This is a genomic window from Mesorhizobium sp. M0664, assembly GCF_040320565.1.
Classification (GTDB): domain Bacteria; phylum Pseudomonadota; class Alphaproteobacteria; order Rhizobiales; family Rhizobiaceae; genus Mesorhizobium.
In genome coordinates, this window is the sequence record NZ_JAMYPW010000067.1 from 1 (window position 1) to 24,887 (window position 24,887).

A 24,887-nucleotide genomic window follows, 5' to 3' on the forward strand; every position below is an offset into this window, starting at 1 on the left:
AGGAGAGCCTGAGGGCCTTGGCCGCCTGAGCACCGTCATGTGTCCGCCGCTCCGCTAAACACGGGGGCTGCGCGGCGGACACGCCAACGTCAACGCAATGCCACACCATTTTGCAGAACTTGACGCACACAACTTGCCAAGCGGCCTCTCGCTTGCAGCCCGCCACTGGATGACAGTTCAGTGGCAGGTCAATGTGGAGTGTGCATGTCCGGAGATCGGAGCGCATGACTGAACAGGGATTGGCTGTTAAACCCCAGCCCGTAACTAAAAGCTGTTCGCTGCCGGTGGGTGGCTCCGGGCGGAGTGCATGCCGCGATTGCAGTCTCGGCTCATCGTCGGCTTCGGCGGTGGCAGGGAACTGGGCTCAGTGGCATGATCCAAGATGCCTGAAACCGCCGGGCTTTGCTCGCGCAAAGTGACATTATACGACAATCAACTTTTGGCGCTCATCGACCGAAACCAGTCTAAGGGTATCACAAAATCGCCTGTCTCCCCCGGGCCGATTTGACAGATGGCAGCGCTCGTTCCAGATGAGTCACGTCGCCAGGGTTATTGAGTTCCCAGAACTCTTGGCCGTCGTCTTCAGCCTCTAGAACATGCATGGTACGCCCATTTTCCAAGAAGCGAAGTTGCTCAAGCCCCTCAGCGCGCTCAAGCGGGCCAACAGGCAATTGGGGAAATCCCTTCAGACATCCTACCCGATAGCCATAGAGACCGACATGATGATATACGGGCAAGTTCTCCAGCGTCTCCACCGAAGTGCCATGCGGAAGGAGGGCCTTTGAGAAGTAGAGCGCCCGTTTTTTCGCGTTGAACACGCTCGTCGTGGCGCCGATCCGGTGATTGCGAATGTCTTCGGCGATGCGAAGATAACTCTTGGCGCTGCATTTGATAACAGGGGTGACCGCGTCAGCTTCAGGTCGCTCATGCAGAAACGCAAAGATCATGGCAATGAAAGCCGGCGGCGTCAACGGAGCGTCGCCCTGAAGATTGACTACAAGATCATCGTCGTCGAGGGCAAGGATGCTCGCGGCCTCGGCCACCCTCTCGGTCCCGTTACGACACCCGGCGTCGGTAAACAGCGCCGTGCAACCATATCCTTCCACAACGGCGGATATCCGCTCGTCATCTGTTGCAACACACACTCGGTCGACGCCCTCAACCTTCCGCGCGACGTCAATTGTGTGGAGGATTGCAGCCTTACCATTGAGTTCGACAAGGGGCTTACCCGGAAACCTCGTCGACCCGTAGCGCGCTGGGATGATTATCGTCCGTTTTCTATACACAATTGCGGGTCCGCCTACGATTATCCGTCTTCGAGAGAATTCCATTCTGTCTTCCCATATTACAGGGTCCCGCCCTCTGACTGCTTCCTAAGCTGACGCGCGATAATCATCCGCTGTATTTGATTGGTTCCGTCCCAGATTTGATGGATCTTGGCGTCGCGATAAAACCGCTCGATCGGATATTCCTTGGAGTAGCCATAGCCACCGAATATTTGAAGGGCATTAGAAACATTCCGCACGCACGTGTCGCCTGCGAAGAGCTTGGCGTGTGACGACTCCTTTGTGAAGGGCAAACCAGCATCTCGGCGCCAGGCGGCATTCCAGATTAGCAAACGAGCCGCCTCTATTTCGGCGGACATGTCGGCCAACATGAATTGGATGGCCTGATGATCAAAGATCAGTTGTCCGAATTGGCTCCGCTCGAGTGAATAAGCGAGTGCGCTCTCCATTGCGGCTTGCGTGAGACCTACCGCCTGCGATGCCGCGCCCAATCGTCCTGGGCCATCCAATCCCTGCATGACAACCCGGAACCCCTCATTTCCACCAAGCTGGTTCGATGCCGGAATGAGACATTCGTCAAAAAAGACGGGGGATGTGCCGAACCCGCGAATGCCCATAAGATCGAGCTTCTCGCCAACGACCAAGCCCGGAGCGTCGCGCGGAACGATGTAGGTGCGAATGCCTTTGTGCCGTAGCTCTCGATCCACCGTTGCGACAACGATGAAGTGGTCCGCGTAAGCGGCGCCAGATATGAACATCTTTTGCCCATTTAGAACGACCTCGTCTCCCTCATGGCGCGCGGTTGTGCTCACAGACGCGGCGTCCGAACCCGTATTGGGCTCAGTGAGAGCGAAAGAGCAGAGCTTCTCACCCCCGACGAGTGGCGGTATATACTTTTCCTTCTGCTCGTGTGTCCCGAGCGTTGAAATATAGTGGATCATTCCATCGGTGAGGGTGATACCATTTGATACCGTAGAGGACGCCCTTGCAATCTCTTCGACTACAATGCACCAACTGAGCGTATCGCACTCTTGCCCGCCGAATTCTTCAGGAGCAGTTAGACCAAGGAAGCCCAGTTGTGCTAGACGGCGATGCAATTCCCAGTCAAACTGAGCCGATGCATCGATATCTGCAGCGCGGGTTGCGACCTCGGCCTTTGCGAAGCTACGGGCCAAATCGCGGATCGCGACTTGTTCAGCAGATAAGTCAAAGTTCATAATGCTTGCTCCAAAGTTACTGTTCGCGATAATTCGCTCCGCCCAGGCCGCGCGCGCTTTCGGAGGAAAGCCACAGAGCCGACGGCTCACCAGCAGGCCTCCTCGACATGCACTTGACGGACGCATGACGGAAATATAGAATGACGTTCTTGTTAGAACAGTATCTTGGAGGCCAATGTGCGAGTTGTCAACTCTCTTGTGGAGCGGTGTTTTGCTGTCGTTGAGTTGCTGGCAAACGAAGCATCAGCGATGCGGCTCGGCGAGATTGCTGAAAAGCTCGACCTGCAGAAAAGTGCCGCCCATCGGATGCTCAACGTCTTGTGCGAAATTGGGTGGGTGGAGCAGGAGCCACTCACCGGCTTCTACAAGCTCACCCTCAGACTTGCCATTCTTGGACAACGCTTTCTAAGCGCTACACACCTGACCGACGTCTGCCAGCCCGCGCTAGAGGAATTGGCCGTCGAAAGCGCAGAGCTTGTTCGTATGGCAGTCGTACAGGGCGAGACGCTGACTTGGATTGCACAGGTTCAAGGCGCTCGAAACGGTTTAAAATATCAGCCCGAAATGGTTGCGAAAGTTCGCTTGGCGATCACAGCCAACGGCAAGGCCTATTTGTCCACCCTAAGCCCCACAGACGCAATTCGCATTGCAATTAATGACGGTCTCGCTCCTGGGGAGAAGCGATCTATCGGCTCTGTAGAAGAGTTTATGGAGGAGCTGAAATCGACTCAAGAAAGGGGCTGGGCGATCTCCGACGAGGAGGCTGAGCCTGGTGTTGTTGCCATTGCCGCCCCGATTATATTGATGGATGGCCAAACCGTGGGCACAGTCAGCGTCGCAGGTCCGAGTTCACGTTTAACTCCCGACCGGCATGAAAAAATTGCAGCCGCGGCATTGTCAACGGCTGCCAAACTCGCAGAGCTCTGGCCCCTGAGGCAACGATACGATAACGTGAAGCAGTCGGCCGTGAACAATCTTGGCCGCTAAGGCGGCAAGTTGCTTGGGCCGGTTCAGGAACGCGGCGATGAACAAGAATGCCTTCAGCCATCTGAGCAGGAGCGAGAAGTTGTAAGCAGCGGCCCCGGGATGGCGCTGATTGCATCGCCTTGAGCGTGGGCAAGGTAAATTGCGGCCCATTCTGTGGTCGCTCTTGATGTGGCCGATCACCGGCTCGACAGCCGATCGTCGTCGCATCTTGCGTCTGATGGGCGGTGTCATGCGCCGCCGCAACCGACACCTTCACCCCGAACTCGTAGGGGGCGTGAGCCTTCCCTTGCGGTGCATTCCACCTCACGGCATGGAGGCTGTAGATCTTGCGGCCACGATGGCGCTGCCTCTGCTCCAGAACGGTGGAAGTCTTGTAGAGCGGCCAGCGGAAGATGGTCGTAAGTACATCATCGCCGGCGCGGATGCTGCGCCCAAGATAGGTCTTGAGTTTGCGCAGGGACTTGTAGCCCGCTTGAACAGAGGTGGCTCGGGAAAATTGAACAGGGGCTATGACTGGAATTTTCGCCTGAACGCGGCATGAAAGCCGGGGTAGGAGAGACCATGACGAAACGAGCTCGGCGTAACCACAGTCCTGACTTCAAGGCAAAGGTGGCGCTTGCCGTGATCCGAGGCGAGAAGACCCTGATCGAACTACCGCAGCAATTCGACGTTCATCCCAACCAGATCAAGCAATGGAAGGACCTGCTTTTGGAATCGCGTCGGGCGTGTTTGGCGACGAGGCGAAGTCTGGGCCGGCGGCTCCGGCCGTGGATAGTGAAAACGCTGCACGCCAAGATAGCTGAACTGGCGCTGGAGAACGATTTTTCTAGCTGGCCCAGCTCAACAAGGCCGGGTTGCTGAGCGCAAGGAAATGATCGACCGCAACCACGATCTTTCGATCGTCCGTCAGGCCAGCGCTCTCCGGATCAGCCGGGGCAGCGTGTATTACCTGCCCCGGCCCGTTACCGCCGCCGATTCGCCGGATCGACGAATTGCATCTCGACTACCCGTTCGCCGGAAGCCGGATGTTGCAGGGGCTTTTGAACGCTGAGGGACATTGCGTCGGCCGGCGTTCGCCACGCTGATGAAGAAGATGGGCATCGAGGCGCTCTACCGCCGCCCCAACACCTGAAGCCGACGCCGGGGCACAAGATCTATCTCTATCTCCTGCGCAATCTCCCCGTCACACGGCCCAACCAGGTCTGGGCAATGGACATTACATACATTCCGATGGCGCGCGGCTTCCTCTATCTGGCCGCCGTCGTCGACTGGTTCAGCCGCCGCGTCCTGTCCTGGCGGCTGTCGATCACGCTAGAGGCGAACTTCTGCATCGAGGCCATCGAGGAGGCGCTGGCCCGGCATGGCAAGCCCCGACATCTTCAACACCGACCAGGGCTCGCAGTTCACCTCCATCGACTTCATTAAGGTGCTAAAGATGCCGAAATCGCCATCTCCATGGACGGCTAGGGCGCGTGGCGCGACAACGTCTTCGTCGAGCGGCTATGGAGAACCATCAAATACGAGGAGGTCTACCTGCACGCCTATGCCAGCGTGCCGGAGGCCCGGACGGCCCTTGTCCGGTATCTGGCCTTTTAGACTAGATGCCAGACGGCCCCATTCATCGCTTGACCGGCAAACTCCGGATCAGGCCTACTTCAACGGGTCGCAGCCAATCTCGGTTGCGGCATGACAGAGGCGGAAATCCACTTACAAAACCCCGCAAGCTGTTCAGACAAACGCGGCCACCTCTCAGTTCGACGCCCTGAGGCCGCGCGCCTTCAGCGCGACGAGGAAGTCCTTCCAAGCCGAGCGGCTCTCTCGGTTCGCCATCTTCAGGGCCAGGATCTGGCGCCTTCCGCCCTGTCGATGCCTACCGAGATCAGCACCGCCTGGCTCATGACAATGCCGGCTTCGCGCGCCTTCTCATAGCGGGCGTAGAGAATGAGGTAGGCAAACGGCTCTTGCAGCGGCCGCTCGCAAAGGCCTTCAAGCTCTAGTCCAGGCGCTTGGTAGGGTCCCATCGAAGTATTCCTTCGATGGGAACCTGGATGGCCGAGATCGACGAGGCCGAGAAGGCATGACCGCACAGCTCTTCCCTGATCGCCTTGCCTTCCTAGTCGACACCCCTTGCACATACATCTCCGAAAGCATCGCCACCAGCGCGCACTCCGACCGCTGGTAACGCCGAACAGCTCCGTGGAGAAACGTCCTGGCGGTTCTGCGGAACCCTCAGCTCAAGCTTGCCGACACGGGTGACAAGGGTGCAGCCATAATAACCCGAGCAGCAGCCGAGCCGCTCCGGTGTGCGTTCGCCCTTCGAAGCGCCCAGCGCCTCCTCCAGTTCGGCCTCCAGCACCTCCTGCATCACCGCGCGGATCACTTCGTGCAGACCCTCGAAAGCAGAATGTCTTTGACGGCGGCGCTGGCGGTCTTACTTTCAGGGTCATGGTGGCGTTCCTACCAGGGACTCGGTGACGTCGAACATCCAGCCCTGCCATGACCGCCCTTTCTCAGCCAATTTGCAGAACTCTCACAACACTACCATTTCCGGGACTGCCCCCGCAGGATGCACGAACATCGCCAGCCGTTCACTTGGACCAAAATGGCTGCCGTCTTTCGCCACTAGAGTCCTGATTCTTGATCCCGGTGACAACCACTTCCCGGATCAGGATGCGATCCCTCTTGCAGCTTTACAGAGGCAGCGTGCGAGCTGCATGCCGAAAGGGCGCAGAGATCAACATGTCAAGATCCACCATCCATCCGAGATGCAATGAGAAGAGCCAAATGGGCGTAGACGCCGACATCAACTGCGTTGGCGCAAAACGGACCGCGCCTTCTCCAGGTCTGCCGCAGTGTCGACACCGACCGGAACCTCTGCCACTTCGATGGCGTCAATGCGTATGCCGGCTTCAAGAGCACGCAGCTGTTCCAGCTTCTCCCGTTGCTCGAGGTAAGACTTCGGCAGTTCAACAAATTTCTCCAGAGCCGATCGGCGCCAGGCGTATAGGCCGATATGATGGAAGCATGGCCCATCTCCCCAAGGCGCAGGGCATCGGGTGAAATAAAGTGCGCGATGTCGTCCCTCGCCGAGCGGGACCCCAACCATTTTTACAACATCCGGAGAATTCCGCTCGAGCTCATCTTCTATAAGAGCAATCGGAGTGCTAACGTCGACCGACGCGCCGCCAAGGAGGTCGAGAGTGGCATGTATAGTTTCTGCGGAAACCGTGGGTAGGTCGCCCTGCAGATTCACAACCACATCGAATCTTCTTTCAGGGTCTATCTCGGAGAGCGCTTCGTAGATCCGATCGGATCCAGACTGATGATTGGGATCCGTAAGAACCGCATTGCCCCCAGCGACGCGGACGACGCTAGCAACCTCTGGGCTGTCCGTTGCAACCCAGACAGGCCCTAAATTGGCCTCCCGCGCCCGCTGTAAGACCGCGCCAATCATGGGCACGCCGTTAATATCTAGTAGCGGCTTTCCCGGCAGCCTTGTAGATGCCAAACGGGCCGGAATCATTATGACGCAGTCCATTAGTTCATCTTTCCTTGATGATTTGTTGCTTAAAGTGCGTGTGGCGTTTTGCTACTATGGCCCATTCTCTATTGCAATTTCTATTCTCAGCTAAACAGCGGACGACTGAATAGGTGCAGACCATAATCTTGACCAATAACTCGTACTTTCTGGGCCCTATTACCCGTCTCTCGAACGCCAAATGGCCTTTGTATAGGCGAGGCGCAGGCCGACGCGATGCAGGTTTCGCTGACTAGCTGACGCAACCGCAGTGTGCGCCGAAACAAGCCGGCAGCCTGCGGCCACAGCGTCATTTATCCGCGACTTAAGCAAATAGCGATGAATTCCAAGCCGTCGGAATTGAGCTCTTGTCGTCACCGAGGCCAAGTGGCCTATTTGATTCCTAATCAAAAGGAGACCTACACCTGCAAGTTCCCCTCCCTGCCACGCGCCCCACATCCGCGCAACGGGGCTATTCAAGATTGCCGAAAAGCCGGAGGCAATTACCTTGCGCTCGTCTGCCTTAATGTCATGGCCTTCGCTGAAGCAGTCAATATATTGCTTCAACTCAGCCGCAGCGTATGGACGGATCGAAAGGCTGGGAGGCGGACGGCTGCTATCGTCGGCGAGACGTTTTAGGACGTCCTCTGCCTCGCCGACATGACCGTTGTAGAAATCCCTGTGAACAAACCCAAGACCTGACAGAGTAGGCATAATCTCTACTGTGTTGATTGTAGGAGGGACATCAATCCTGCAACTTTTGACGTTGGCACGAAGGAATTCGAGGCCAGAGACGACATCGTCATTACTGATGATACCAGGCATCATTATGCGATTGTGCATTTCATCACGAATCGTCGACACGTTCAAGGCGAGGGCCCCGCCGCAAGATAATATCCCGGCTCCGGATGGATTGCCTTCCTCCAAAGCCAGAGATTTGACTCGATCAGAAAAATAGTGCGCCTCGCACGCTTCTATCTCTCTCGTTAGATCATCTGTAAAAACAATATTTTTCATTTGTGCTATTCCTAAATACTATGGTGAAGACAATATAATTGTTATTTCATTGAAATTATCTTCTTATTTGCAGGGAGCGATTCGTATTCAGCGAACACTTTGTCAATATCGCTCAGAGCGTGAAAGCTGAGAAGGCGGTCGAAATCTGGGCCCCAACTTCTTTTCAGTAAAGCAGCTGCTTTAGGAAAGGACTCACCATTTCCATTCAGGTGGACAAAGTATATATTAGGCTGCTTCCATGGGAGTCTGTCGGGGATAGAAGGCTCATCGGAATGGTATCTACTCACAAGAATCAACCTGCCGAGTTTCGATAACCGAGCGCACCCATGAAGGAAGCCATCCGAACTGCCAGTTGTTTCGAAAACTACACCGAATACGCGATCATCGGCGCAATCCAATATTTTAATCCGGCTTGGATAGAGATCTTTCAAAGAAGCCATCTTGTGGGGCGCATTGTCATAGATCCATATTTCGCCATCCTGTGTTTCAAGAAGATTGAAGACCAGTAACGTCCCAATGCCGCCGATGCCAAGTATAAGTGTGGACTCGTCAGCTAACGCGCATTTGGAGATGTCTGTCGCGTTAATCGTGACGGATAATGGCTCGACCAATGCACCTAGATGACGGGATCTGTATTCTGGCAGTTTAAGGATGTACGAGGCTTTTATGTCGATGAAATTAGCATAGCCTCGATTTGAATACAAACTGACCGTCGCTCTCTCACACAAATGACCAGCGCCTGTCCTGCAATAAAGGCAGCAGCCGCATCGATAATTCGGATCTATCGCTACAAAATCTCTCACCTGGTACGACGTGACCTGGTCTCCGACTGCGACGATAGTGCCGCAGTGCTCGTGACCGAGACTGATCGGGTAGCCTTCATCGCGGTGGCCCAAATAGAACGATCTATCCGTCCCGCAGACTCCACAGAATTCGATCCTGATTCGTACGAAATCTGGAGGAAGATCCTCGCTCAGTGCATCGCACGTCAGGATAAAGCGCCGCGGAGAAACAAGGCGAGCGACACTGTTGGATCGGCCGGACATAATGTATCTCCCTGCGTTATCGTGACGAGAGGTTTTGAAGTGCATCCCGCGCAGCATCGAGAGTGATTGCTATGTCGTTAGCGGAGTGTGCCGAGGACACGTACCAGAGGCCTTCTGGCGTGATCCGAATGCCTCGCTGCTGCAGCGCGAGGTGCCATGCGCGCTGGAGGCTAAAATCCAGACCTTCGGCTGCCGAGCGATGGTTGATGACTTGCGTGGGCGAAACTCTGAAGGCTGTCGTGACTACGCCTGGGCTCGCCCGAACAAGAAGAGGTAGCTGAGTTTGCCTTGCTAAGTCTCTAAGGCCCCACTCGAGTAATGCTGCATGGTGATGTATACGGTGGAGCTTTGCGCCCGAATTCGCCGCTAGGAGGGTCAGATGCCTCAACGCTCCCACCACGGCAGGCGGGTAGGCATTATAGGTTCCTGTGTGCACGGTATTGGTTTCAACCAGACGCTTCATAACCTCCCTTCGGCCAGCAAAGGCAGCGAGACAGACGCCCCCACTTAGTGCCTTTGCAAACGCGCTTAGATCCGCGGCGACGCCAAAGTGCTCTACAGCTCCTCCGAGCGAAATGCGAAAGCCGGTTTGAACCTCGTCGAAAACCAACAGTGCGCCGTTCGCGTCGCATTGTTCTCGAAGAAATCCGAGAAACCCTTCAGACGGTCGGATGTTACTCCAGAAGCCGTTGAACATAATTGGCTCAGTAATGACTGCCGCGATTTCTCCACGACATTTCTCAAAGGCCTTTGTGACTGCTTCGGGGTCATTCCATTCAACTGCCACTATGTTCGAGGCATCAGAGGAGGGCTGGCCGAGAGACATTGGCGTGGGTAAAGGTCGACCGTCTGGGTCGGTATTGACGCCCGAAAACCCCCAGGCAATGCCATCGTACCATCCATGATAGTGGCCTGCGAATCTTATTACTTTCTCTCGGCCAGTTGCCGATCGAGCCAGCCTAATACACGCATGTATTGCCTCCGACCCAGTATTGCAAAACCTGACCATTTCGGCATTGCTTACAAGAGAACAAATTAATTCAGCGAGCTGTGTCTCTGCCTCTATCTGACCAGCAAAAAATTGGCCCATTTTAAGTTGTCCACATATTGCACCTATGACCTCTGGTTCTCCATGCCCAAGGATCAGCGGTCCCCTGCCCAATACGTAGTCAATGTATTCGTTGCCATCCACGTCCCAGACGCGAGCACCGTCGCCTCGAACGTAGTAGAGGGGGAATGGAGTCCAATTCGCTCGATTTCCGCTCGAAACTCCTCCTGGGATGACAGCACGCGCTCGAAGGAGGAGAGCTTCGGACCGAGTATATGAATTACTCACTTTTGCCTCCCAAAGTCCTATCAAATGAAAATTCACGAGTTCTAAATCCGAAGCGACGACAGCTCGAATCTTGGAAATTTTGAATAAGGGCGAGTAACTACTCCCCCTTCCAGACTAGTGCTTGCGACTTCGCAGGCTTGGCCCGTTCGCCGGTCGCCATGCACCATGTATCTAAGAAATGGACACGCAAGACCACATTATATTTCAGAATATATTGTGTATGGCGCCCCGGAATTCATCCAGCGGTGCCAGAGTCCGCGCGGCGGTGCAGAGGCTCGATGGCGTGTTCATGGCGGAGCGGTCAATCAATGGATTGCCGCCGGCGGAGCGGCTTGCCGTAGGCCGGAAAGATGTCGCCCGCTGGTCGACGGCCTCTTTGCGTGTGCAACAGGAGCGCGCCAAGGTCTCGCGCCAAAACGATTAACGGGTGCAGCTGCCTCACCAACAATGCCGCCGAGCGCGCGCTTCGGAATTGCCCTCCGAAAGGCCCGGCTGTTCGCCGGCTCCGATCGGGTGGCGAACTTGCCGCGATCATTTTCGCGCTGGTCGAGACGCGCGGCTAAACGTCGTCGATCCGCAAATCTGGCTGGCCGACGGGTTAGAACGGATCGCCGATCGCAAGTCCGCCAACATCTGGCCGCGCTGCTGCCGTGGAATTGACGCAGGCGCGCCTCGATCACCGGATGGACCGCAATCGCCTCGCGGCACGCCCGGCGACGCAACTAACGCAGTGCTCGCCACCATCGGCAACAACCTCCGCTCCTAATCACGTGGCTGGCGCTTGTGTGCGCCCTCATTCGGATGTTCCTGGCATGCGCGTTAGGCTCAAAAGCAGGCCCTCAAGCTGCGGACACATCTACCCACGGATGACTATCCATCCGAAATCTAGCGAATAGCTGGCGGCGCGAACGGTTAGCTTAACGTTTCCCGCCGACAGCCGCAGCGCTCATCCATCTCGAACTAAATCTCTTAGCCAATAAGATGAAGAGGATTTCTGAAATCGAGCTACTCACGTGGCCGAGAGGCATGACACTAAAGAGTCACAAAACTTTAGCTAAATCGTAATTTGCAAATGCGGCCATGCTCGCCAAAAATTGCCACTATAGCTTTGACCCTCGAATTTGCGCTCGAATAGCCGGTGGTAGTCGAATGAAGCAGCATCGCATTACAATCGGATCGGTGGTCGTAAGCAACGATCTTCCGTTGACACTGATTGCCGGACCGTGCGCGATCGAAAGCCGCAACCATGCGCTTGAGATCAGTCACGCACTAACGGAAGTTACAAGCCGTCTGGGGATTGGTTTCATCTACAAGAGTTCGTTCGATAAAGCAAACCGAACGAGCCTGTCTAGCGGGCGCGGTATTGGGATGCGAGAGGGTCTGGGCATCTTGGCGGATGTTCGAGAGACCGTAGGTTGTCCAGTGCTCACCGATGTCCACACGCCGGAGCAATGCCGAAACGCGGCGGAGGTGGTGGATGTCCTGCAAATCCCCGCCTTTCTCTGCCGTCAGACGGATTTGCTGGTGGCAGCAGCCCGAACCGCGCGCCCGGTCAATATCAAGAAGGGGCAGTTCCTCGCCCCTTGGGATATGATGCACGTTGCCGACAAGCTAGTGCAATCGGGCAACCGGGATGTGTTGCTGTGCGAGCGGGGGGCGAGTTTCGGCTATAACACGCTTGTGTCCGATATGCGGGCACTCCCGATCCTCGCTGGGACCGGATTCCCCGTGGTGTTCGATGCGACCCACTCGGTGCAGGAACCAGGGGGCCGGGGTAAGAGCTCAGGTGGACAACGCGAGTTCGTCGAGGTCCTGGCACGGGCGGCCGTCGCGGTCGGCGTCGCCGGCATCTTTATCGAAACCCATCAGGATCCCGACAAGGCACCGAGCGATGGCCCCAACATGATACCTCTGCAGATGACACCCAGACTTCTCGAAACGTTGCTCGCATTTGACCACGTGGCGAAGAATGTACCCGCTGCAGGTGAGACGCCAGCTCAGCCGTCATCACCTAGGTTGGAACAAGGATCAGCCGAGGGCGAAAGCTCTCTGGTCTGGTAAGGCATATGGGGAGCATTTCATGCCGCGGCTTCCGCCCGTACGCTTGGTCGGCCTCACTCACGACCACGTCTTCCGTCATACTAGCAGTTCTCCGGCAGTTGGTGCAGAATTCACTCCGTCTATGCGCCGGAGGAGGATCTCGCGGCCGAAGCAACCGCAAAGCATGCACACGCTGGACCGGCACGCTCGATCCAGGAGGAATTGGGGACAAACTGTCCATCTCGTTGCTTCTGCGCAATGTTTGTCGAATTGCGGCCCGGCGCCAACCATCCGTTCTTCCTCGATTGAAAAGTTCGACTGTAGCGGAACTTCCCTTCCATATACCGCAGCTCCTCGCCGACATCGTCCAACGTGCCGAACCTACGAGAGAACTGTTATTTTCCTGCCCTGCGAGCTCGCGCTGAAGGGCAGTTCGCGGCACCAGACTTGGCCATCTCACAAAAGCAAGTACGCACAAAATGTGCCTAGCGGCTTGCATTGCTCAACAAAGAATCATCCTCGCTTCATCCGAATAGGAAACAGGCATTATGGCAACTCGGATAATCCAGATAGGACTCGGTCGATGGGGCGTTAACTGGGCTAACACCGTCATACCTCAAGTGCCCGAGGTCGAAGCTGTTGGTTGGGTGGAGGCGAACCCGGAGGTGCTGGAGAGAGTGAGGCCGCGGCTAGGGGCTAGCCCGGACCAATGTTTCCCAACTCTCGATGCAGCGCTTTCGCACGTTGGTGCCGACGCGGTCTTGATCACGGCTAACGTCACGGCTCATGCCTCGCTCGTTGCACTCGCGCTTGAGGCCGGCAAGCACGTATTGGTGGAGAAGCCATTTGTGTCTACGATCGTCGAGGCGCAGCACCTCGTCGATTTGGCAGACCGTTACAACCTCATCATAATGGTGAGCCAGAACTTTCGCTTTTTTCCTGCAGCCATCACCGCCGCCCGGCTCGTCAAAGAGCAAGCACTCGGCGCGGTCGGCGCAGCTCACATCGAGTTCCGGCGCTTCGTGAAGTATACCCCGGCCGAGGAAGCTTATGGCCATTACGCCATACAACAACCGCTCCTCGAGGAGCTTAGTATTCATCACTTCGACCTGATGCGCATGGTGCTCGGGCAGGAACCCCGGCAGGTCTATTGTACGGCTTGGCAGCCGCCCGGGAGTGCCTTCCGCGAACCGCCGGCGGCAGCTGCGACGATCATCTTCGATCGAGGCACCGTCGTCACCTACCGCGGCAGCTGGCTTAGCGCTGGAGAGGAGACGCCCTATGGCGGCGAGTGGCATTTGGAATGTGCCGACGGCGAAATCGTCTGGACCTGCCGCGGAGACCGTGATCTCACGTTGAATGGTGATCACGTTACGATCCGTAGGCGCGGCCAGCCAGCAGTGCCGATCGGACTTCCCGAGATGCCGTCGTTCGGACGCAGGAAAAGCCTGGCAACCTTTGCACACGCAGTCGAGACCGGCACGGTCGCGCCTTATGCATGCCTGGGTCGTGATAACATTGGAAGTCTCGTTCTCATGCAGGCCGCAATCGCGTCGGCGACAACGGGATGCATTATGCCAATCGAAACGATCCGGTCAATGGCACGCGCGTGAGACTCAGGGTGCACCTCGTGCGGGTATTCAAGTTTTGAGAAACATCCGGATCTGGAGCAAAGTTCCAGGAGCGACCCGGCAGTTTCCGTGCCGACCCTCGACTTTGCCTGCAAGACAACGGTAGGAACTGCAGTACGCCCTTACTGAATACGGTGAGGACCGCACTACCCTCTCCTTGCGTACGGACGAGATACTTCACAATGACGCGATCTGCCAACCTGCCAAGGTGGCTCGGAAAGGCTGTACCGGGCGAGCCCGGGACCACGCGCGGCTGCGTTCCCACTGACCTGAGACCATAATCTCCTCCGGGTCCAGGGAGAGTCTTGGTTTTGTTTGTGGCCTTAGGCGGCCTTTTTTCCATCATTGATTTCAGTGCGAATTCGGCAGGCGCCGTGGCGAGAACCTCGTGTGCTCACATCACCCGCTCAGTGCCGCTCGTGCATTCATTCGGGGTAATCACCACGTCACCGTCAAAGTTCGCACATGGCTCGACGATACACCCACAATCAGTGACGATGCAGACCTCCTCTACGTCAGATTCGCGCGGGCCCAAAGACCAGACACGATCGAATGTCGTCCGGTCACTCGCCATCGCGTGCAGCTTGCCGGAGCGAGTCAACGTAGCGGCCGGAATAATGGTAGCGACTAGGTTTAAAAGCTCTGGGCACGTTTCCCCACTCTCAGAAATCCAAAAGATCAATAGACGAGGTTACGGAATTCCTTGACGCGATGGAACGTGATCAGGTTTGTATATTGAGGATCCCTGCCCTCGTCATCCCCTGACCGGCACAATACGAGGAGATCATTGCCATCCACCACCATGCTTGCGTAGTTTCTTGCGTGCCGCTCCGTCTGACCCGCGGCGACAAGTCCGGCAAAGCACCAATCAATGCAGTTTCTGGAAAAGTGAAGTTGAAGCCTATGGCGCTCATTGTTTGGCAAATTGTAACGCGCCTGCGACATGTGCGTAAGGCGGGTCATAGAGTCGGTCGCTTGTGAACTCAGCAACCAGTAGAGCCGGGTCTGGTCATCATAAAGCACAAAGAACTTCAGGTGACCTCCTGGAAAGGGAATGAAAAGAGCCCTTTTCCCGGATGGCATTGTTTCTAATACCGTGGTCAGGCTACCATCATCCTGCTCAACAACCTTGACCAGCGAAGCATAGCCCGTTCCGCCCGTGTTCGTGCGCAACAAAAGGTGCAATGTGCGCCCGGCCGGATCGTGCCACAGATGTGCGGGATCGTGGAACCGGACGATATTCGGTTCAAGCCAGCCCATCGGCGCACACAAGCTTCCCGCTCCGAGCTCGGCCGGAGCTCGGGCTGGGGTGCTATAGAACGGAATCCCAAAGAGATCGAAATCTCTGGAGGAGACTATCTCGTTGAACGCGCGCGACTCTGAGATGGTCCAACTCTTGGCGTCAAGGAGATCGTGGTCAATTCTCGCACGCAAGACCCGCGGTGCCAAACCGGCTGTATTCCATCCCTCGATTGCAAGATCGCGCCGCTCGTCCAAGGCGAGGTAGACGTGCCGTTTGGCGTAATGCACGTTGCAGGACGACGCGTGCCATTTCATATTCGAAGTTAGCGTGACCGGCGTGCTCCATGTCTCCCCTTCATCGTCGGACGCCATGACCATGAGGTCGCCGGCGTGACCAAGGATGTAGAGGCGCCCGCCAGCTATAAACGGACGGGCATGCCAGAATGGAAACGTGCATCGTTCAGCCCAGGAACAGCCCCCATCGTCAGACACATAAACCTTGCCCATTCCGAAGCGCGTACCGTCGGCGCGAGATCCCTTCGGCCCAGGGAGATGCCTGACCCCGTCACCGCCGAGATCAAATGTCGCTACCATTCTGCGGTTCATCGTCACAACGATGCCCGGCGTGTAGCAGTAGACATCTTGTGGTCGTTCGGACCGGTAGACAGTCTCGAAGTCATCCGCCAAGGCGCGCATCATCGAAACCCTTCTGTGATCCACACCACCAAGAGAGCCGGTGCTAGGTGATCCTTGGAATCATCGCCACTAACACAAGATGTCATCACTCAGGATGGCTTCAGGACGTCCCGGCGGGATATCAGGCCGACGAACCTTTCCTGGTCATCGTGCACCGGTATCAGCTCGCTTTCGCACCGACGGAACAGTTCCGCGGCTTGATTGAGAAATGCGTGCCCGGAAATTGCCGTGAGCGGCGGCTGCATGTGCCGCTCCACCGGATCATTCAGGTCGGGAGTTGCGCCGCGGTCGACTAATTGGCCGATGGACTCTCCCGTCAAGATCCCGATGACCTTGCCTCGCTCGCAGAGCACTGCGCCGACGCCTAGCTTTCGGGGCGCGCGGCATATCGACAAGAGCGCCAGCGACAGTGGCGTATCTGGCCGGAACACAGGAATCGCTTCAAGCGGCCACATCAGGTCGCCTACTCGCATCAGTTCCCGTCCGAGACTCCCACCGGGGTGAAGACGAGCGAAATCCTGACGCGTGAACCCCCGCCGCTCGTGCAGGACAAGTGCTAGGGCATCCCCCATTGCCGCCATAGCAATAGTCGAGGTGGTCGGAGCAAGTCCAAGTGCGCACGCTTCCTGGATCGGTCCAATGTCGACCACCAAATCAGCAGACTGCGCCAGTGACGCGTTTGCGCGTCCCGTGATCGCGGCAACCATGACGGGAAGCTGACGGACGGCGCGGATGAACTGCATAAGTTCAGCAGTCTCACCAGAATTGGAGAGCGCAATAATGACATCCCCGGCACGCACGCGCCCAATATCCCCATGCAAGGCGTCGACCGGGTCGAGCGTGATCGATCGAGTGCCAGTCGATGTGAGAATTGCAGATATCCTGTCTCCAACCAGTCGTGACTTGCCGATACCACACACGACCACTATGCCACTTGAGGAAAGAATGTAATCCGCGAGCATACAGATATGCTCGTCGATCCTGTTTGAAAGAGTCTCCAGCGCGGCAGCCTCCTGCCGGATGATGGCCTTGGCCCGCTCAAGCATGACCATTGTCCTGCCACTACGGTCCTTGCCGCACTCGGGATATTGCTTGGCCGGCTTTCCGTGCGAAGGCGGGAATGTACGGCTGTGGCTAACAATTGCCATGATAGCAACCTCCATTCTAACTGGCGATTCTCGCCGTTACGTCCAATGGATAGCAGTGTGGGCTATCAATGGAGGTGATCTTTTATTAATTTTGTGCTGCAGTTTCGCAATCAGCCGGTCGCTCTCACGCTCCTGCGGATGGTCCACGGCGAGATCGGCATTGTGAGCGCATCTGCTTGACGCGACATTCCTTGCGTCGACCGTTTGGCATGCGAGTTGCGGTCATTCGTTGATGCATCCGATTTCCAGCTCGATGCCTTGGCGGACTTCATTCAGGAAACTTGGAAACATCGACGCGCAGGCAAACCCTTCCCTGGCCGCAGGCATGAACGTTCCCTCCGTATTTACAAGCTAATTACATCCCACAACTTCCTCTCTTCCGCTAAAGTATGCACAAGAACTTAATATATTTTAGACTATACGGGATCAGCTGATTTACAAATGGTGCCCGATGACAGTATGGAGTTCTCCCTTGGACGCCGTTTACGACGAAAGGTTCCAATATCTTATAGAACAGTGCTTCGCCACGATCGAATTTTTGGCCGATGAAGCGAAGAGCCTGCGTCTCGAAAATATCGCTGAGCGTCTCGATCTGCCGAGAAGCGCAGTCTATAGATTGCTAACGACCCTTGGCTTAGTCGGCTGGATCGAGCAGGATTCCAAAACCGGCTTTTATCGCCTAACATTGCGACTTGCTATTCTCGGGTAGCGATTCATGGTTGCAACCGAGATGCCTAATATCTGCCAATGTATGGTGGATCGTCTTGCCTAACACAGCAAAGAACTGGTGCGCATAGCTACCGTCAAACAGGATGGGCTGGCTTGGAATGCCTACGCGCAAGGCGCGAAGGCTGGTCTGATCTATGAGCCTGAGACAACCGCAGAAGTGCCCTTACCGGTTACTGCCGACGGGAAGGCCTGGCTTGCCACTTTAACCGGGGGAGCCGCAGCCAAGGCAGTACTGAAAAACGGGTTCGGGCAGCCCGGCAGCTATGGCCCCAAAGCCGTTCGGACCATTGAGGCCATCATACGCGAACGCGAACTCACGCGAGAACAGGGTTGGGCCTTGGCAGTAGATGAAGCTGAACTTGGTGTGACGTCGATAGCCGCAGCAATACGTCCAAATGACGGATCAGCAGTCGGTACGGTGAGTGTCGCCGGGCAAATACTTCGGTTGAGCGGTGGAAGAATTCTGGAACTATCGCGGTTAATCTCCGTGGCAGCAGACGCTCTTGCGAAGCTTTTGGCCGCTGCGAGACATTCGAGCTTCGCGGCAACGTTCTGTTGCGCAAGCGCCCATTAGCGCTGAGACGGCGTCTCGACTCGTTACAAGTAAGCCATCATTAATTTCGAATTTATGAATATTTTGTTTTGGACATTTCGTTTTTATTTACTACGACTCTTTTAGAGAGCGGGAAATACCCTCCTTGACAAGATCATTCATTCTAGCAAGCTTCTTGTCACGCTGATGCTGCAGATTGGCGGTTGCAGCCGCCACATCTTGTCGCGCCAATGCACTAATGAGCGCAGACATGTCAGCGGCAATTTCATGAAAGTTGCTCTCCACTTCCAAATCAATCAGACGCACGAAGTGCGTCTGGTCGTTGAACTTGCGGATGCAATCAAGCATAACTTGGTTTCCCGCGAGCGACACCACTTGGACATAGAGCCGTTCGAGTGCTTTGGCATGAGATATTAAACATTCTTCTCGTTTTTTACCGTCATTTTTACAAATATAGGCATTTGTAATCTCTGAATGTGACATTTGGTCCATAACAAACCGTGTATATCCACGCTCAATTGCGGAAATCGAAATCTGTAATGCGAGTTTATAATAATCGCTCATGCGCTTCGAATTGAGCGTCTTTGCAAAGAAACCGCGATTTGGAACTAAGTCAACGAGATCTTCACCATGAAGACGCGCCAATGCTTCTCGCACTGGCGTAGCACTAACATAAAGCCGATCGGCAATGCTGACAGGACTTAGCGGCTCTCCGGGTCGAAACCGATAATTGATGACGAGTTCCTTCAGTCGGTGGTAGCTCGACTCGGCCTTGTCTCGAGCAATTGCTGCCATAGTGCTATCTTCTCGGAGTGTCGGCGCGTGCCAGGAGCTGGTGGGGGGGAGCCCTATCCGCGCCGGCCGTTCCATTTGCGGTCTCAGTCGCCATCACGCCTCCTTACTTACACCGCGGAGCGACGGCGCGACGCAATCAAGCGCTCCGCCATTTTTCTTCAGTAGTGAAGGCTGGACGCGGGAGCGTGCCTGTCTGATCGGACGAGGTACTGTCCCCCGTTGATCAACAGCGTCGATCCAGTGACGAATCCGGCCTCCTCGGCGGCCAGGAAGACGACGCGGCGGGTGATGTAGTCGGGCATGCCTGGCCGGGCAACGGCGAACTAACAGGACAGCCTTCTGAAGCACCCCCTGATGTATCCAGGGCAAATTGCGTCCACCGTGATCCTCTTCCTGGCGTTTCCCTGGCCAGCGCCTTGAAACCGACATCCCCGCCTTCGCCGCCGAATAGTTCGCTGGTCCGAACTGTCCCTTCTGGGCGTTGATCGACGAGATGTAGATGGTCGGTCGAACTCCCGCTCGCACATGCCTTCGATTGCGGGGCTCACCATGTTGAACAGAGTGTTGGAGTTGGTATGATAACGGACGGCCATTATTCCAGCGTCTCTTGTGAAATCCACAGTCACGCGTGGTGCCGGCATTGTTGACGAGAATATTGATCAGCCGCAGATCACTATCGACTTGCGCGATACCCGCAATACAGGCTTCTAAACTCGAGACATCCCATTTGTGGGTCGCAATGCCGGTATCCAGCCGGAATGTTTTGGCGGCTTCGTCATTGCCAGCACAGACCGCCGCGACCTCGTGACCAACGGCGTTAATCGCCTTCGACATCGCCGCGCCGGTTCCGCGCGTGCCACCGGTGGCAATCGCTACCCTGGTCATCTTGAAACAAGCCTTTCTTTTGCCAGTTCCCAATCCCCGCCGTTGCAAAGCTTCGCAATGCCTTCACCGCCGCGTGCCGCAGCCGTACCCGACGAACCAAACAAACCTGCCCAAACTGTATGCGGCATGCTGTTTTCGTTTTGCGTTGTGAGAGCTCGACCGCTAACGGTGCAGCGCTCGCCGTCTCCGGCAAACATTTTCCCCGGCCTCAGCATCAGAGGGTCCTCCTGGCCATGCTCGGCGATTAGGGCCTCGACTCGCGCAACCAGCACGAACTCAGGGCCCCGGTCCTGACCCCGAGGCCCACAGCGCCTGGAGGCCTCATACAACAATCGCAGGCGAAAGATCGTCATTTGCCTCCGTATTTGCAAAGGCGGGGTCGCTGGACGTGACCAGTCATATGGCATTGTCCAATAACAGGCCTCAAGGCAAATCGTACTTATTATAGTTGACACGCCAGAGGTCCTTAAGGGGGTAATTCGAATTTTCTGTCAATTTTTCAGCCACAATTATTAAATCAATGCTTCACATTTGTTTAACAGTATTGATGGCGAAAGGATTCTCACCATAGGCTTATCTCTGCTCTGCCCTATGGGTTATATAGGCTCACGATTATATGGCCTACTTTTTGCTGAAAGCGTTGCTCAGAATTGGGGCGCGCATGGAGGATCGGTGCGCAGCGGATCAGGCGGCGAGAATGGCGAATTGCTCGGCGCGAGACGCATTCGGATTGAAGGCGTATCTTACCCATCGCTTGTGCATCGTGTGGATGGTCTCGAACCCGTCGAGAATGGCACCGGCCCCAGCGAAGGATTTGAAGCCAAGCATCGGAGCCAGCGCTTGATAGGCCGGTGGTCTTGCTCGCTGCAATTATTCAATCCTGGCTCCGGCGAATCCGGATCGGCTGCAGCCAGTGTCCGGAGTGATTCTTCAAGCGATTCGTAGTGTCGAAAGAGAGCCGACCGGCGGCCTCACTCCAGCGACAACCACGCGGCCAGGCCGGCCATCACGTTTCAGCGCTCTCCGAAAGAAATGAAGCGCTTCGCTGCTCGGCAGATGGCGGCCCTCAGCGAGCCAGAACTCGACCGTGTCGCCGACCTATAATGGCGCGATAGCACGAACCTGGAGGTAGGTTTCACGCGCTGGGCGCTTTTGAAAAGCCCGCCAGCGGGTTCTTCAGCGTACCGACGATGTGCAGGCCTTTTTCTGGGTCCAGCAAGTCCACCATTTGCTGGTTGTTTTTTAACTGAAGTCGATTGAGACATCTGCGTGGGAACTCGGGGGCGAACAGGTCATACCGCGCGTATTTATCGTCGTGTTGTGGGTGTCGGGACTGGTAGTTACGGATGCACTCACCGACGATTCCCCAGAAGCGGGTCGACGGAAAACCAACGTGTTCTTCGAGTATGGCAGCAAGGTAACGGAAGAAGCAGTCGAAAACGTCGGTGAAGATGCAGTCGTGCTTCATGGCGTCGTTTACCTGTAAGCAAATCTGTCTGATCTCCTTCGGGACCCGGATTTCTCCATTCAGGATGCCGATATCTTGGCCGATGTCTTTTATGATAACGCGCTTCGGAGCGTGATCCTTCATGACGAGGATGAGATTTTCTCCATGCGGCATAAAGGCCAGATCGTAAGTGTAAAAGCAGTGGATGAGCGGCGCGAGATAAGAGTCGAGATAGCGCCGCAGCCAGGCGGTTGTGTCTAGCCCTGAGGCATTGATGAGAGCTGTCACGAGTGCCTCGCCGTCGGAATCGACATGAAGCAGCGACGCCATTGTCAGCAGACGTTCCCCTTCTTTCAACTGCCGAAGCGGGCTTTCCCTCCACAGGGCAGAAAGCATCTTCTTGTAAGGCGAATCTTTCTCGAGGGCAGCGTTGTAATAGTCATTGCGATATCCGATCGACGCGACCTCGCGAAGGATGCAGAAGCCGTTGGCAGCTAGATAGGAATCGCTGTCGAGCAAATTCTTCAGCCATTCGTTGATGGAGGGCGTCGCCAGCATGTCTGTCGGTGATAGCCCGCGCATGAACCCCATGTTAAGGATAGACAACGCCGTCTTCACGTAGCGTTTTTGCGGCTGGCTTATATTGAAAAGTGTGCGGATCGATTGCTGTGCCTGGTAACTGTCCGTCCCGTAGCCGAGGCAGACGATGTGCTGCTTGGCGATATCCGCCGCAAAGGTAATCGAAAGCCGATTGAACCATTGCCAGGGATGGGCCGGCATGAAGATGTAGTCAGCCGGCTTCAGTCCTTTTTGACGCAAGGTTGCGTCAAACTGATCCACCGCCTCTCGCCCGAGTTCCTCATCCATGAGCTGATCGTAATCGAGCGTTGAAATGGACGAGAACGTGGCTTTTTCCCTATGGACGCCCAGCCAGACGACACTTACCGAACATCCCACCTCCGGCGCATAGCGGAGGTAGTCCGGCGCGTCGAAGCCGATGCGGCCGTTATTTGCGATGAAGGTCGGATGGCCCTCCGTCATGCCGGCCTCGACTACCTGATAATCGGCAAGAGCGAGTACTGCAGCCGAGATCTGCTTTCTGGCTTGCTTGTACGCGCTGCCGAAAAGCGTACTGCTGATTTCCTCGAGATAGACCGGCATGATCTCTTCTCTTAAGCCGAGATGGGGCCTAAACTCGATGACAAATTCGAGCGCATCCAAGGGCGCCGGCCTACCCCCGATCTTTTTCTCCAGGGAAGCGGCATCGATTTGCCAGTGATCCAGGGGGAGTCGCCGTGCGCGAAACCGATACTCCAGGCCCGGGGTACCGTTCTCCAGCACATACTGGCCCCAGTCGTCGTCCACTCGCTTGAGGCGCGGAGCAATCAGCAACTCGTGGGCAAATTCGCTGATTGCTTTGCGGATCAGGAGCCGGTTTGCCTTCGCCCACAAATCCGGTCTCAAATGTTGCGTGACGCGTTCGGCGAGGCCGGCTCGGGCAGTCATGTCGTTCACGATCTTGTCTCCTACAGAACGGCGGCAGCGACGCACTGTTCGCGCGCGTAAAGGCCAAGGTGTATTTACTGGTGAGCGACCGTCGGGAAGCCTACCTTGATTGGAGACTTGTTTTGTCGACAGCCTCCGCAAACGCGCCTGAGCCAATATGTTGGACATCAAATTTCATTGGGCACGCGATCAATGAAGCGCAATGACGCTGCTCCCAGAAACCAACCTTCTTCGATCGATCGGCCGAAATGCAGTCAAAGCGTGCTGTGTAACAGTTCTGTAATCACGCGCTGGAGTCTCTTTTGCGTATGGAGAAGATCCTGTAGATCAGGCTCACGTGAGGGTAGGTGCCGGACCCGAGAAGTAAGGAAGCGAGATCGTTCGCGACGAGGATTTCCGAGAGGAGATCGTCCCGCGCATCACTGGCGAAGCCTAAGAGGATGCTGCCCGAGCCTGTGAGGAATTCTGGGCCTTCCGAGAGAAAGCGGCTGAGCAATTTATAACCCGGATTGATGGCTCCTCGTTCGAGGTTATCTCTATACTCGTAATCGTCCGGCGCAAAGATCGACGGACAGTTCCAAAATATTAAATCAAATTTTCGGTGGAGTGGAAGATTGCTGAAAATGTCGCTTTCGATCACCTCTACGTTCTGGATGCCGTTTCTTGCAGCGTTCTCTAATGTATTAGCGACCGCCTTAGGATTGATATCGCAAGACACCAAGGACGCCGCGCCGTGTTTCGCGAGGTACAGTCCTGGGAGGCCAAAGCCGCAACCGATCTCCAGGATGCTTTTCCCGGCAACAGGAGGAAAATTCTGAGTATACCAACGCCAACTCTGGAAATCCTGTGGCGAAAAGACACCTTCGTTTACAGCCAATTCCAGTCCAAATTCCTGTATATACAGCGGAAAAGTATGCTGTTGGCTGAGTTCAAGCCTCGCCCTGATACGGTCAAGATCTGTCATATTCCTGCCCTCCTTAAGTTAAGGTACAGTGGGACCGGTTCACGAACCGTTTGGTGATTTTGCCACTGTTTGAAAAAATTGGTTTATGCATGCTTGCCTCATAGAACGAACTTGAATGAATTGCCAGTCAAAGAGTAATAATTTACATGCTATATTTTGGAATATATTCGATTAATGTCCGGATTCGGAAAGTGGCTTGAATAGACAAGTCTTGTGTATATTTTCCAAACCTTTTATACATATATCCCATCCGCAGTCACTTTGTGGCGATTGGAGAATGCCTGGGAAACGCGTCGAGGATTCAAACACCTTGAAGAGTCGAGCAATGGCATGAGAGGAACCAGCGACAGTCGTAAATCTCTCTCTTGAAGCCATGCGGGGGCAGGTTGACCTGCCACGGGTAAATTCCTCCAGAATGGATCAGAGGTAAGCGTGAGGCTTAACCCATCTGGCGCGGCGTGAGGTGAAAGGCGAGAGATGTTGACAGCGGGTGAACTGAGGAGCTTACAGTGTCCATTACGAGTCACGAGTCCTCCCGGCAGCGCAGGCAACGGACAGACGGAAATATATCTATATTGTCTTCGCGCCCAACAGCATGCATGTTAGCCCAAAATGGGTGAATTCCTCAGAAAGGCTTTCAGATTTTCGCCATTTAAAGATCGCTTCATTCTTAGCCAGATTCGCATCATTTCCGCGTGCCATTCAATTCGTATTAATATCCACATGGCTAGAAGATGTCGGTGTGACGATATGCTAACGATCCAATGCTTGCTCGACAGCGTCGGCTAAACGATCAACGATTTCTTCGATTGCCTCTCCCGTCACGATAAGCGAGGGAGCAATAA

19 protein-coding genes and 4 pseudogenes are annotated in these 24,887 nt (G+C 55.5%); 6 read left to right on the forward strand and 17 right to left on the reverse strand.

Annotation, left to right across the window (positions count from 1 at the left end):
* Nucleotides 1–473 precede the first annotated feature (473 nt).
* A complete protein-coding gene (locus NKI39_RS32065) occupies nt 474–1,331 on the reverse strand; it encodes a 3-deoxy-manno-octulosonate cytidylyltransferase (RefSeq protein ID WP_352836921.1) in 858 nt (285 codons plus the stop codon).
* 14 nt (nt 1,332–1,345) lie between these two features.
* Nucleotides 1,346–2,593 (reverse strand): acyl-CoA dehydrogenase family protein, encoded by a 1,248-nt coding sequence (locus tag NKI39_RS32070; RefSeq protein ID WP_352836923.1) that lies wholly within the window; start codon nt 2,591–2,593, stop codon nt 1,346–1,348.
* 75 nt (nt 2,594–2,668) lie between these two features.
* On the opposite strand from NKI39_RS32070, the gene NKI39_RS32075 reads away from it, so the two are divergent.
* On the forward strand, nt 2,669–3,490 hold the full coding sequence (locus NKI39_RS32075) for an IclR family transcriptional regulator (protein ID WP_352836925.1): 822 nt from the start codon (nt 2,669–2,671) through the stop codon (nt 3,488–3,490).
* 24 nt (nt 3,491–3,514) lie between these two features.
* On the opposite strand, the pseudogene NKI39_RS32080 reads toward NKI39_RS32075, so the two are convergent.
* Nucleotides 3,515–4,013: pseudogene (locus NKI39_RS32080) on the reverse strand (IS5/IS1182 family transposase); the annotation flags it as partial.
* 38 nt (nt 4,014–4,051) lie between these two features.
* Between NKI39_RS32080 and NKI39_RS32085 the strand changes: the two are divergent.
* Nucleotides 4,052–5,180 (forward strand): annotated as a pseudogene (locus NKI39_RS32085) (IS3 family transposase).
* 59 nt (nt 5,181–5,239) lie between these two features.
* Here the strand turns inward: NKI39_RS32085 and NKI39_RS32090 are convergent.
* The 7 genes and pseudogenes from NKI39_RS32090 to NKI39_RS32120 all read right to left on the reverse strand — a co-directional run bounded on the left by NKI39_RS32090 (nt 5,240) and on the right by NKI39_RS32120 (nt 10,442).
* Nucleotides 5,240–5,511, reverse strand: a pseudogene (locus NKI39_RS32090) (transposase).
* Nucleotides 5,477–5,647: a hypothetical protein gene (locus NKI39_RS32095; RefSeq protein ID WP_502898644.1), complete on the reverse strand. Its 171-nt coding sequence runs from the start codon at nt 5,645–5,647 to the stop codon at nt 5,477–5,479. The pseudogene NKI39_RS32090 and the gene NKI39_RS32095 overlap by 35 nt, the downstream one beginning before the upstream one ends.
* The gene (locus NKI39_RS32100) at nt 5,604–5,855 is read right to left on the reverse strand and encodes a transposase (RefSeq protein WP_352836959.1); all 252 of its coding nucleotides are present in this window, start codon (nt 5,853–5,855) and stop codon (nt 5,604–5,606) included. The genes NKI39_RS32095 and NKI39_RS32100 overlap by 44 nt, the downstream gene beginning before the upstream one ends.
* Nucleotides 5,856–6,293: 438 nt before the next feature.
* Nucleotides 6,294–7,028, reverse strand: coding sequence for a 3-deoxy-manno-octulosonate cytidylyltransferase (locus NKI39_RS32105; protein WP_352836928.1), 735 nt, complete (start codon nt 7,026–7,028; stop codon nt 6,294–6,296).
* Nucleotides 7,029–7,187: 159 nt separating this feature from the next.
* Nucleotides 7,188–8,024: a GNAT family N-acetyltransferase gene (locus NKI39_RS32110; RefSeq protein WP_352836931.1), complete on the reverse strand. Its 837-nt coding sequence runs from the start codon at nt 8,022–8,024 to the stop codon at nt 7,188–7,190.
* A 41-nt stretch (nt 8,025–8,065) separates the two neighbouring features.
* Nucleotides 8,066–9,070 (reverse strand): alcohol dehydrogenase catalytic domain-containing protein, encoded by a 1,005-nt coding sequence (locus NKI39_RS32115; RefSeq protein ID WP_352836934.1) that lies wholly within the window; start codon nt 9,068–9,070, stop codon nt 8,066–8,068.
* A 16-nt stretch (nt 9,071–9,086) separates the two neighbouring features.
* Nucleotides 9,087–10,442, reverse strand: a complete 1,356-nt coding sequence (locus NKI39_RS32120) for an aspartate aminotransferase family protein (protein ID WP_352836937.1) — start codon at nt 10,440–10,442, stop codon at nt 9,087–9,089.
* Between the two features lie 1,113 nt (nt 10,443–11,555).
* Here NKI39_RS32120 and kdsA point away from each other — a divergent pair.
* Nucleotides 11,556–12,374, forward strand: a pseudogene (kdsA, locus tag NKI39_RS32125) (3-deoxy-8-phosphooctulonate synthase); the annotation flags it as partial.
* 620 nt (nt 12,375–12,994) lie between these two features.
* Complete coding sequence (locus NKI39_RS32130; RefSeq protein WP_352516324.1) at nt 12,995–14,059, forward strand: Gfo/Idh/MocA family protein; 1,065 nt, start codon at nt 12,995–12,997, stop codon at nt 14,057–14,059.
* 696 nt (nt 14,060–14,755) lie between these two features.
* Here the strand turns inward: NKI39_RS32130 and NKI39_RS32135 are convergent.
* Nucleotides 14,756–16,018, reverse strand: a complete 1,263-nt coding sequence (locus tag NKI39_RS32135; protein WP_352836939.1) for a sialidase family protein — start codon at nt 16,016–16,018, stop codon at nt 14,756–14,758.
* Between the two features lie 86 nt (nt 16,019–16,104).
* Nucleotides 16,105–17,061, reverse strand: coding sequence for a KpsF/GutQ family sugar-phosphate isomerase (locus NKI39_RS32140; RefSeq protein WP_352836941.1), 957 nt, complete (start codon nt 17,059–17,061; stop codon nt 16,105–16,107).
* Between the two features lie 574 nt (nt 17,062–17,635).
* On the opposite strand from NKI39_RS32140, the gene NKI39_RS32145 reads away from it, so the two are divergent.
* Entirely contained in the window at nt 17,636–17,872 is a 237-nt protein-coding gene (locus NKI39_RS32145) for a helix-turn-helix domain-containing protein (RefSeq protein ID WP_352836944.1), read from the forward strand.
* A gap of 177 nt (nt 17,873–18,049) precedes the next feature.
* The gene (locus NKI39_RS32150; protein WP_352836961.1) at nt 18,050–18,466 is read left to right on the forward strand and encodes an IclR family transcriptional regulator domain-containing protein; all 417 of its coding nucleotides are present in this window, start codon (nt 18,050–18,052) and stop codon (nt 18,464–18,466) included.
* A 90-nt stretch (nt 18,467–18,556) separates the two neighbouring features.
* Here the strand turns inward: NKI39_RS32150 and NKI39_RS32155 are convergent, their stop codons facing one another.
* The 5 genes from NKI39_RS32155 to NKI39_RS32175 all read right to left on the reverse strand — a co-directional run bounded on the left by NKI39_RS32155 (nt 18,557) and on the right by NKI39_RS32175 (nt 24,042).
* Nucleotides 18,557–19,240 (reverse strand): GntR family transcriptional regulator, encoded by a 684-nt coding sequence (locus NKI39_RS32155; RefSeq protein WP_352836947.1) that lies wholly within the window; start codon nt 19,238–19,240, stop codon nt 18,557–18,559.
* 93 nt (nt 19,241–19,333) lie between these two features.
* Nucleotides 19,334–20,125, reverse strand: a complete 792-nt coding sequence (locus NKI39_RS32160; RefSeq protein WP_352836950.1) for an SDR family NAD(P)-dependent oxidoreductase — start codon at nt 20,123–20,125, stop codon at nt 19,334–19,336.
* Nucleotides 20,126–20,809: 684 nt separating this feature from the next.
* Nucleotides 20,810–20,995, reverse strand: coding sequence for a hypothetical protein (locus tag NKI39_RS34405; protein WP_502898645.1), 186 nt, complete (start codon nt 20,993–20,995; stop codon nt 20,810–20,812).
* 265 nt (nt 20,996–21,260) lie between these two features.
* The gene (locus NKI39_RS32170) at nt 21,261–23,078 is read right to left on the reverse strand and encodes an IucA/IucC family protein (RefSeq protein WP_352836964.1); all 1,818 of its coding nucleotides are present in this window, start codon (nt 23,076–23,078) and stop codon (nt 21,261–21,263) included.
* A gap of 283 nt (nt 23,079–23,361) precedes the next feature.
* Nucleotides 23,362–24,042 (reverse strand): methyltransferase, encoded by a 681-nt coding sequence (locus NKI39_RS32175; protein ID WP_352836953.1) that lies wholly within the window; start codon nt 24,040–24,042, stop codon nt 23,362–23,364.
* Between the last annotated feature and the right edge of the window lie 845 nt (nt 24,043–24,887).

Bases quoted from the DNA above. Each gene is read 5' to 3' on its own strand.
- NKI39_RS32065 (WP_352836921.1), bottom strand. From the start codon at position 1,331: ATGGAATTCTCTCGAAGACGGATAATCGTAGGCGGACCCGCAATTGTG.
- NKI39_RS32100 (WP_352836959.1), bottom strand. From the start codon at position 5,855: ATGCAGGAGGTGCTGGAGGCCGAACTGGAGGAGGCGCTGGGCGCTTCG.
- NKI39_RS32105 (WP_352836928.1), bottom strand. From the start codon at position 7,028: ATGGACTGCGTCATAATGATTCCGGCCCGTTTGGCATCTACAAGGCTG.
- NKI39_RS32110 (WP_352836931.1), bottom strand. From the start codon at position 8,024: ATGAAAAATATTGTTTTTACAGATGATCTAACGAGAGAGATAGAAGCG.
- NKI39_RS32115 (WP_352836934.1), bottom strand. From the start codon at position 9,070: ATGTCCGGCCGATCCAACAGTGTCGCTCGCCTTGTTTCTCCGCGGCGC.
- NKI39_RS32130 (WP_352516324.1), top strand. From the start codon at position 12,995: ATGGCAACTCGGATAATCCAGATAGGACTCGGTCGATGGGGCGTTAAC.
- NKI39_RS32135 (WP_352836939.1), bottom strand. From the start codon at position 16,018: ATGATGCGCGCCTTGGCGGATGACTTCGAGACTGTCTACCGGTCCGAA.
- NKI39_RS32140 (WP_352836941.1), bottom strand. From the start codon at position 17,061: ATGCTTGAGCGGGCCAAGGCCATCATCCGGCAGGAGGCTGCCGCGCTG.
- NKI39_RS32155 (WP_352836947.1), bottom strand. From the start codon at position 19,240: ATGGCAGCAATTGCTCGAGACAAGGCCGAGTCGAGCTACCACCGACTG.
- NKI39_RS32160 (WP_352836950.1), bottom strand. From the start codon at position 20,125: ATGACCAGGGTAGCGATTGCCACCGGTGGCACGCGCGGAACCGGCGCG.
- NKI39_RS32170 (WP_352836964.1), bottom strand. From the start codon at position 23,078: ATGACTGCCCGAGCCGGCCTCGCCGAACGCGTCACGCAACATTTGAGA.
- NKI39_RS32175 (WP_352836953.1), bottom strand. From the start codon at position 24,042: ATGACAGATCTTGACCGTATCAGGGCGAGGCTTGAACTCAGCCAACAG.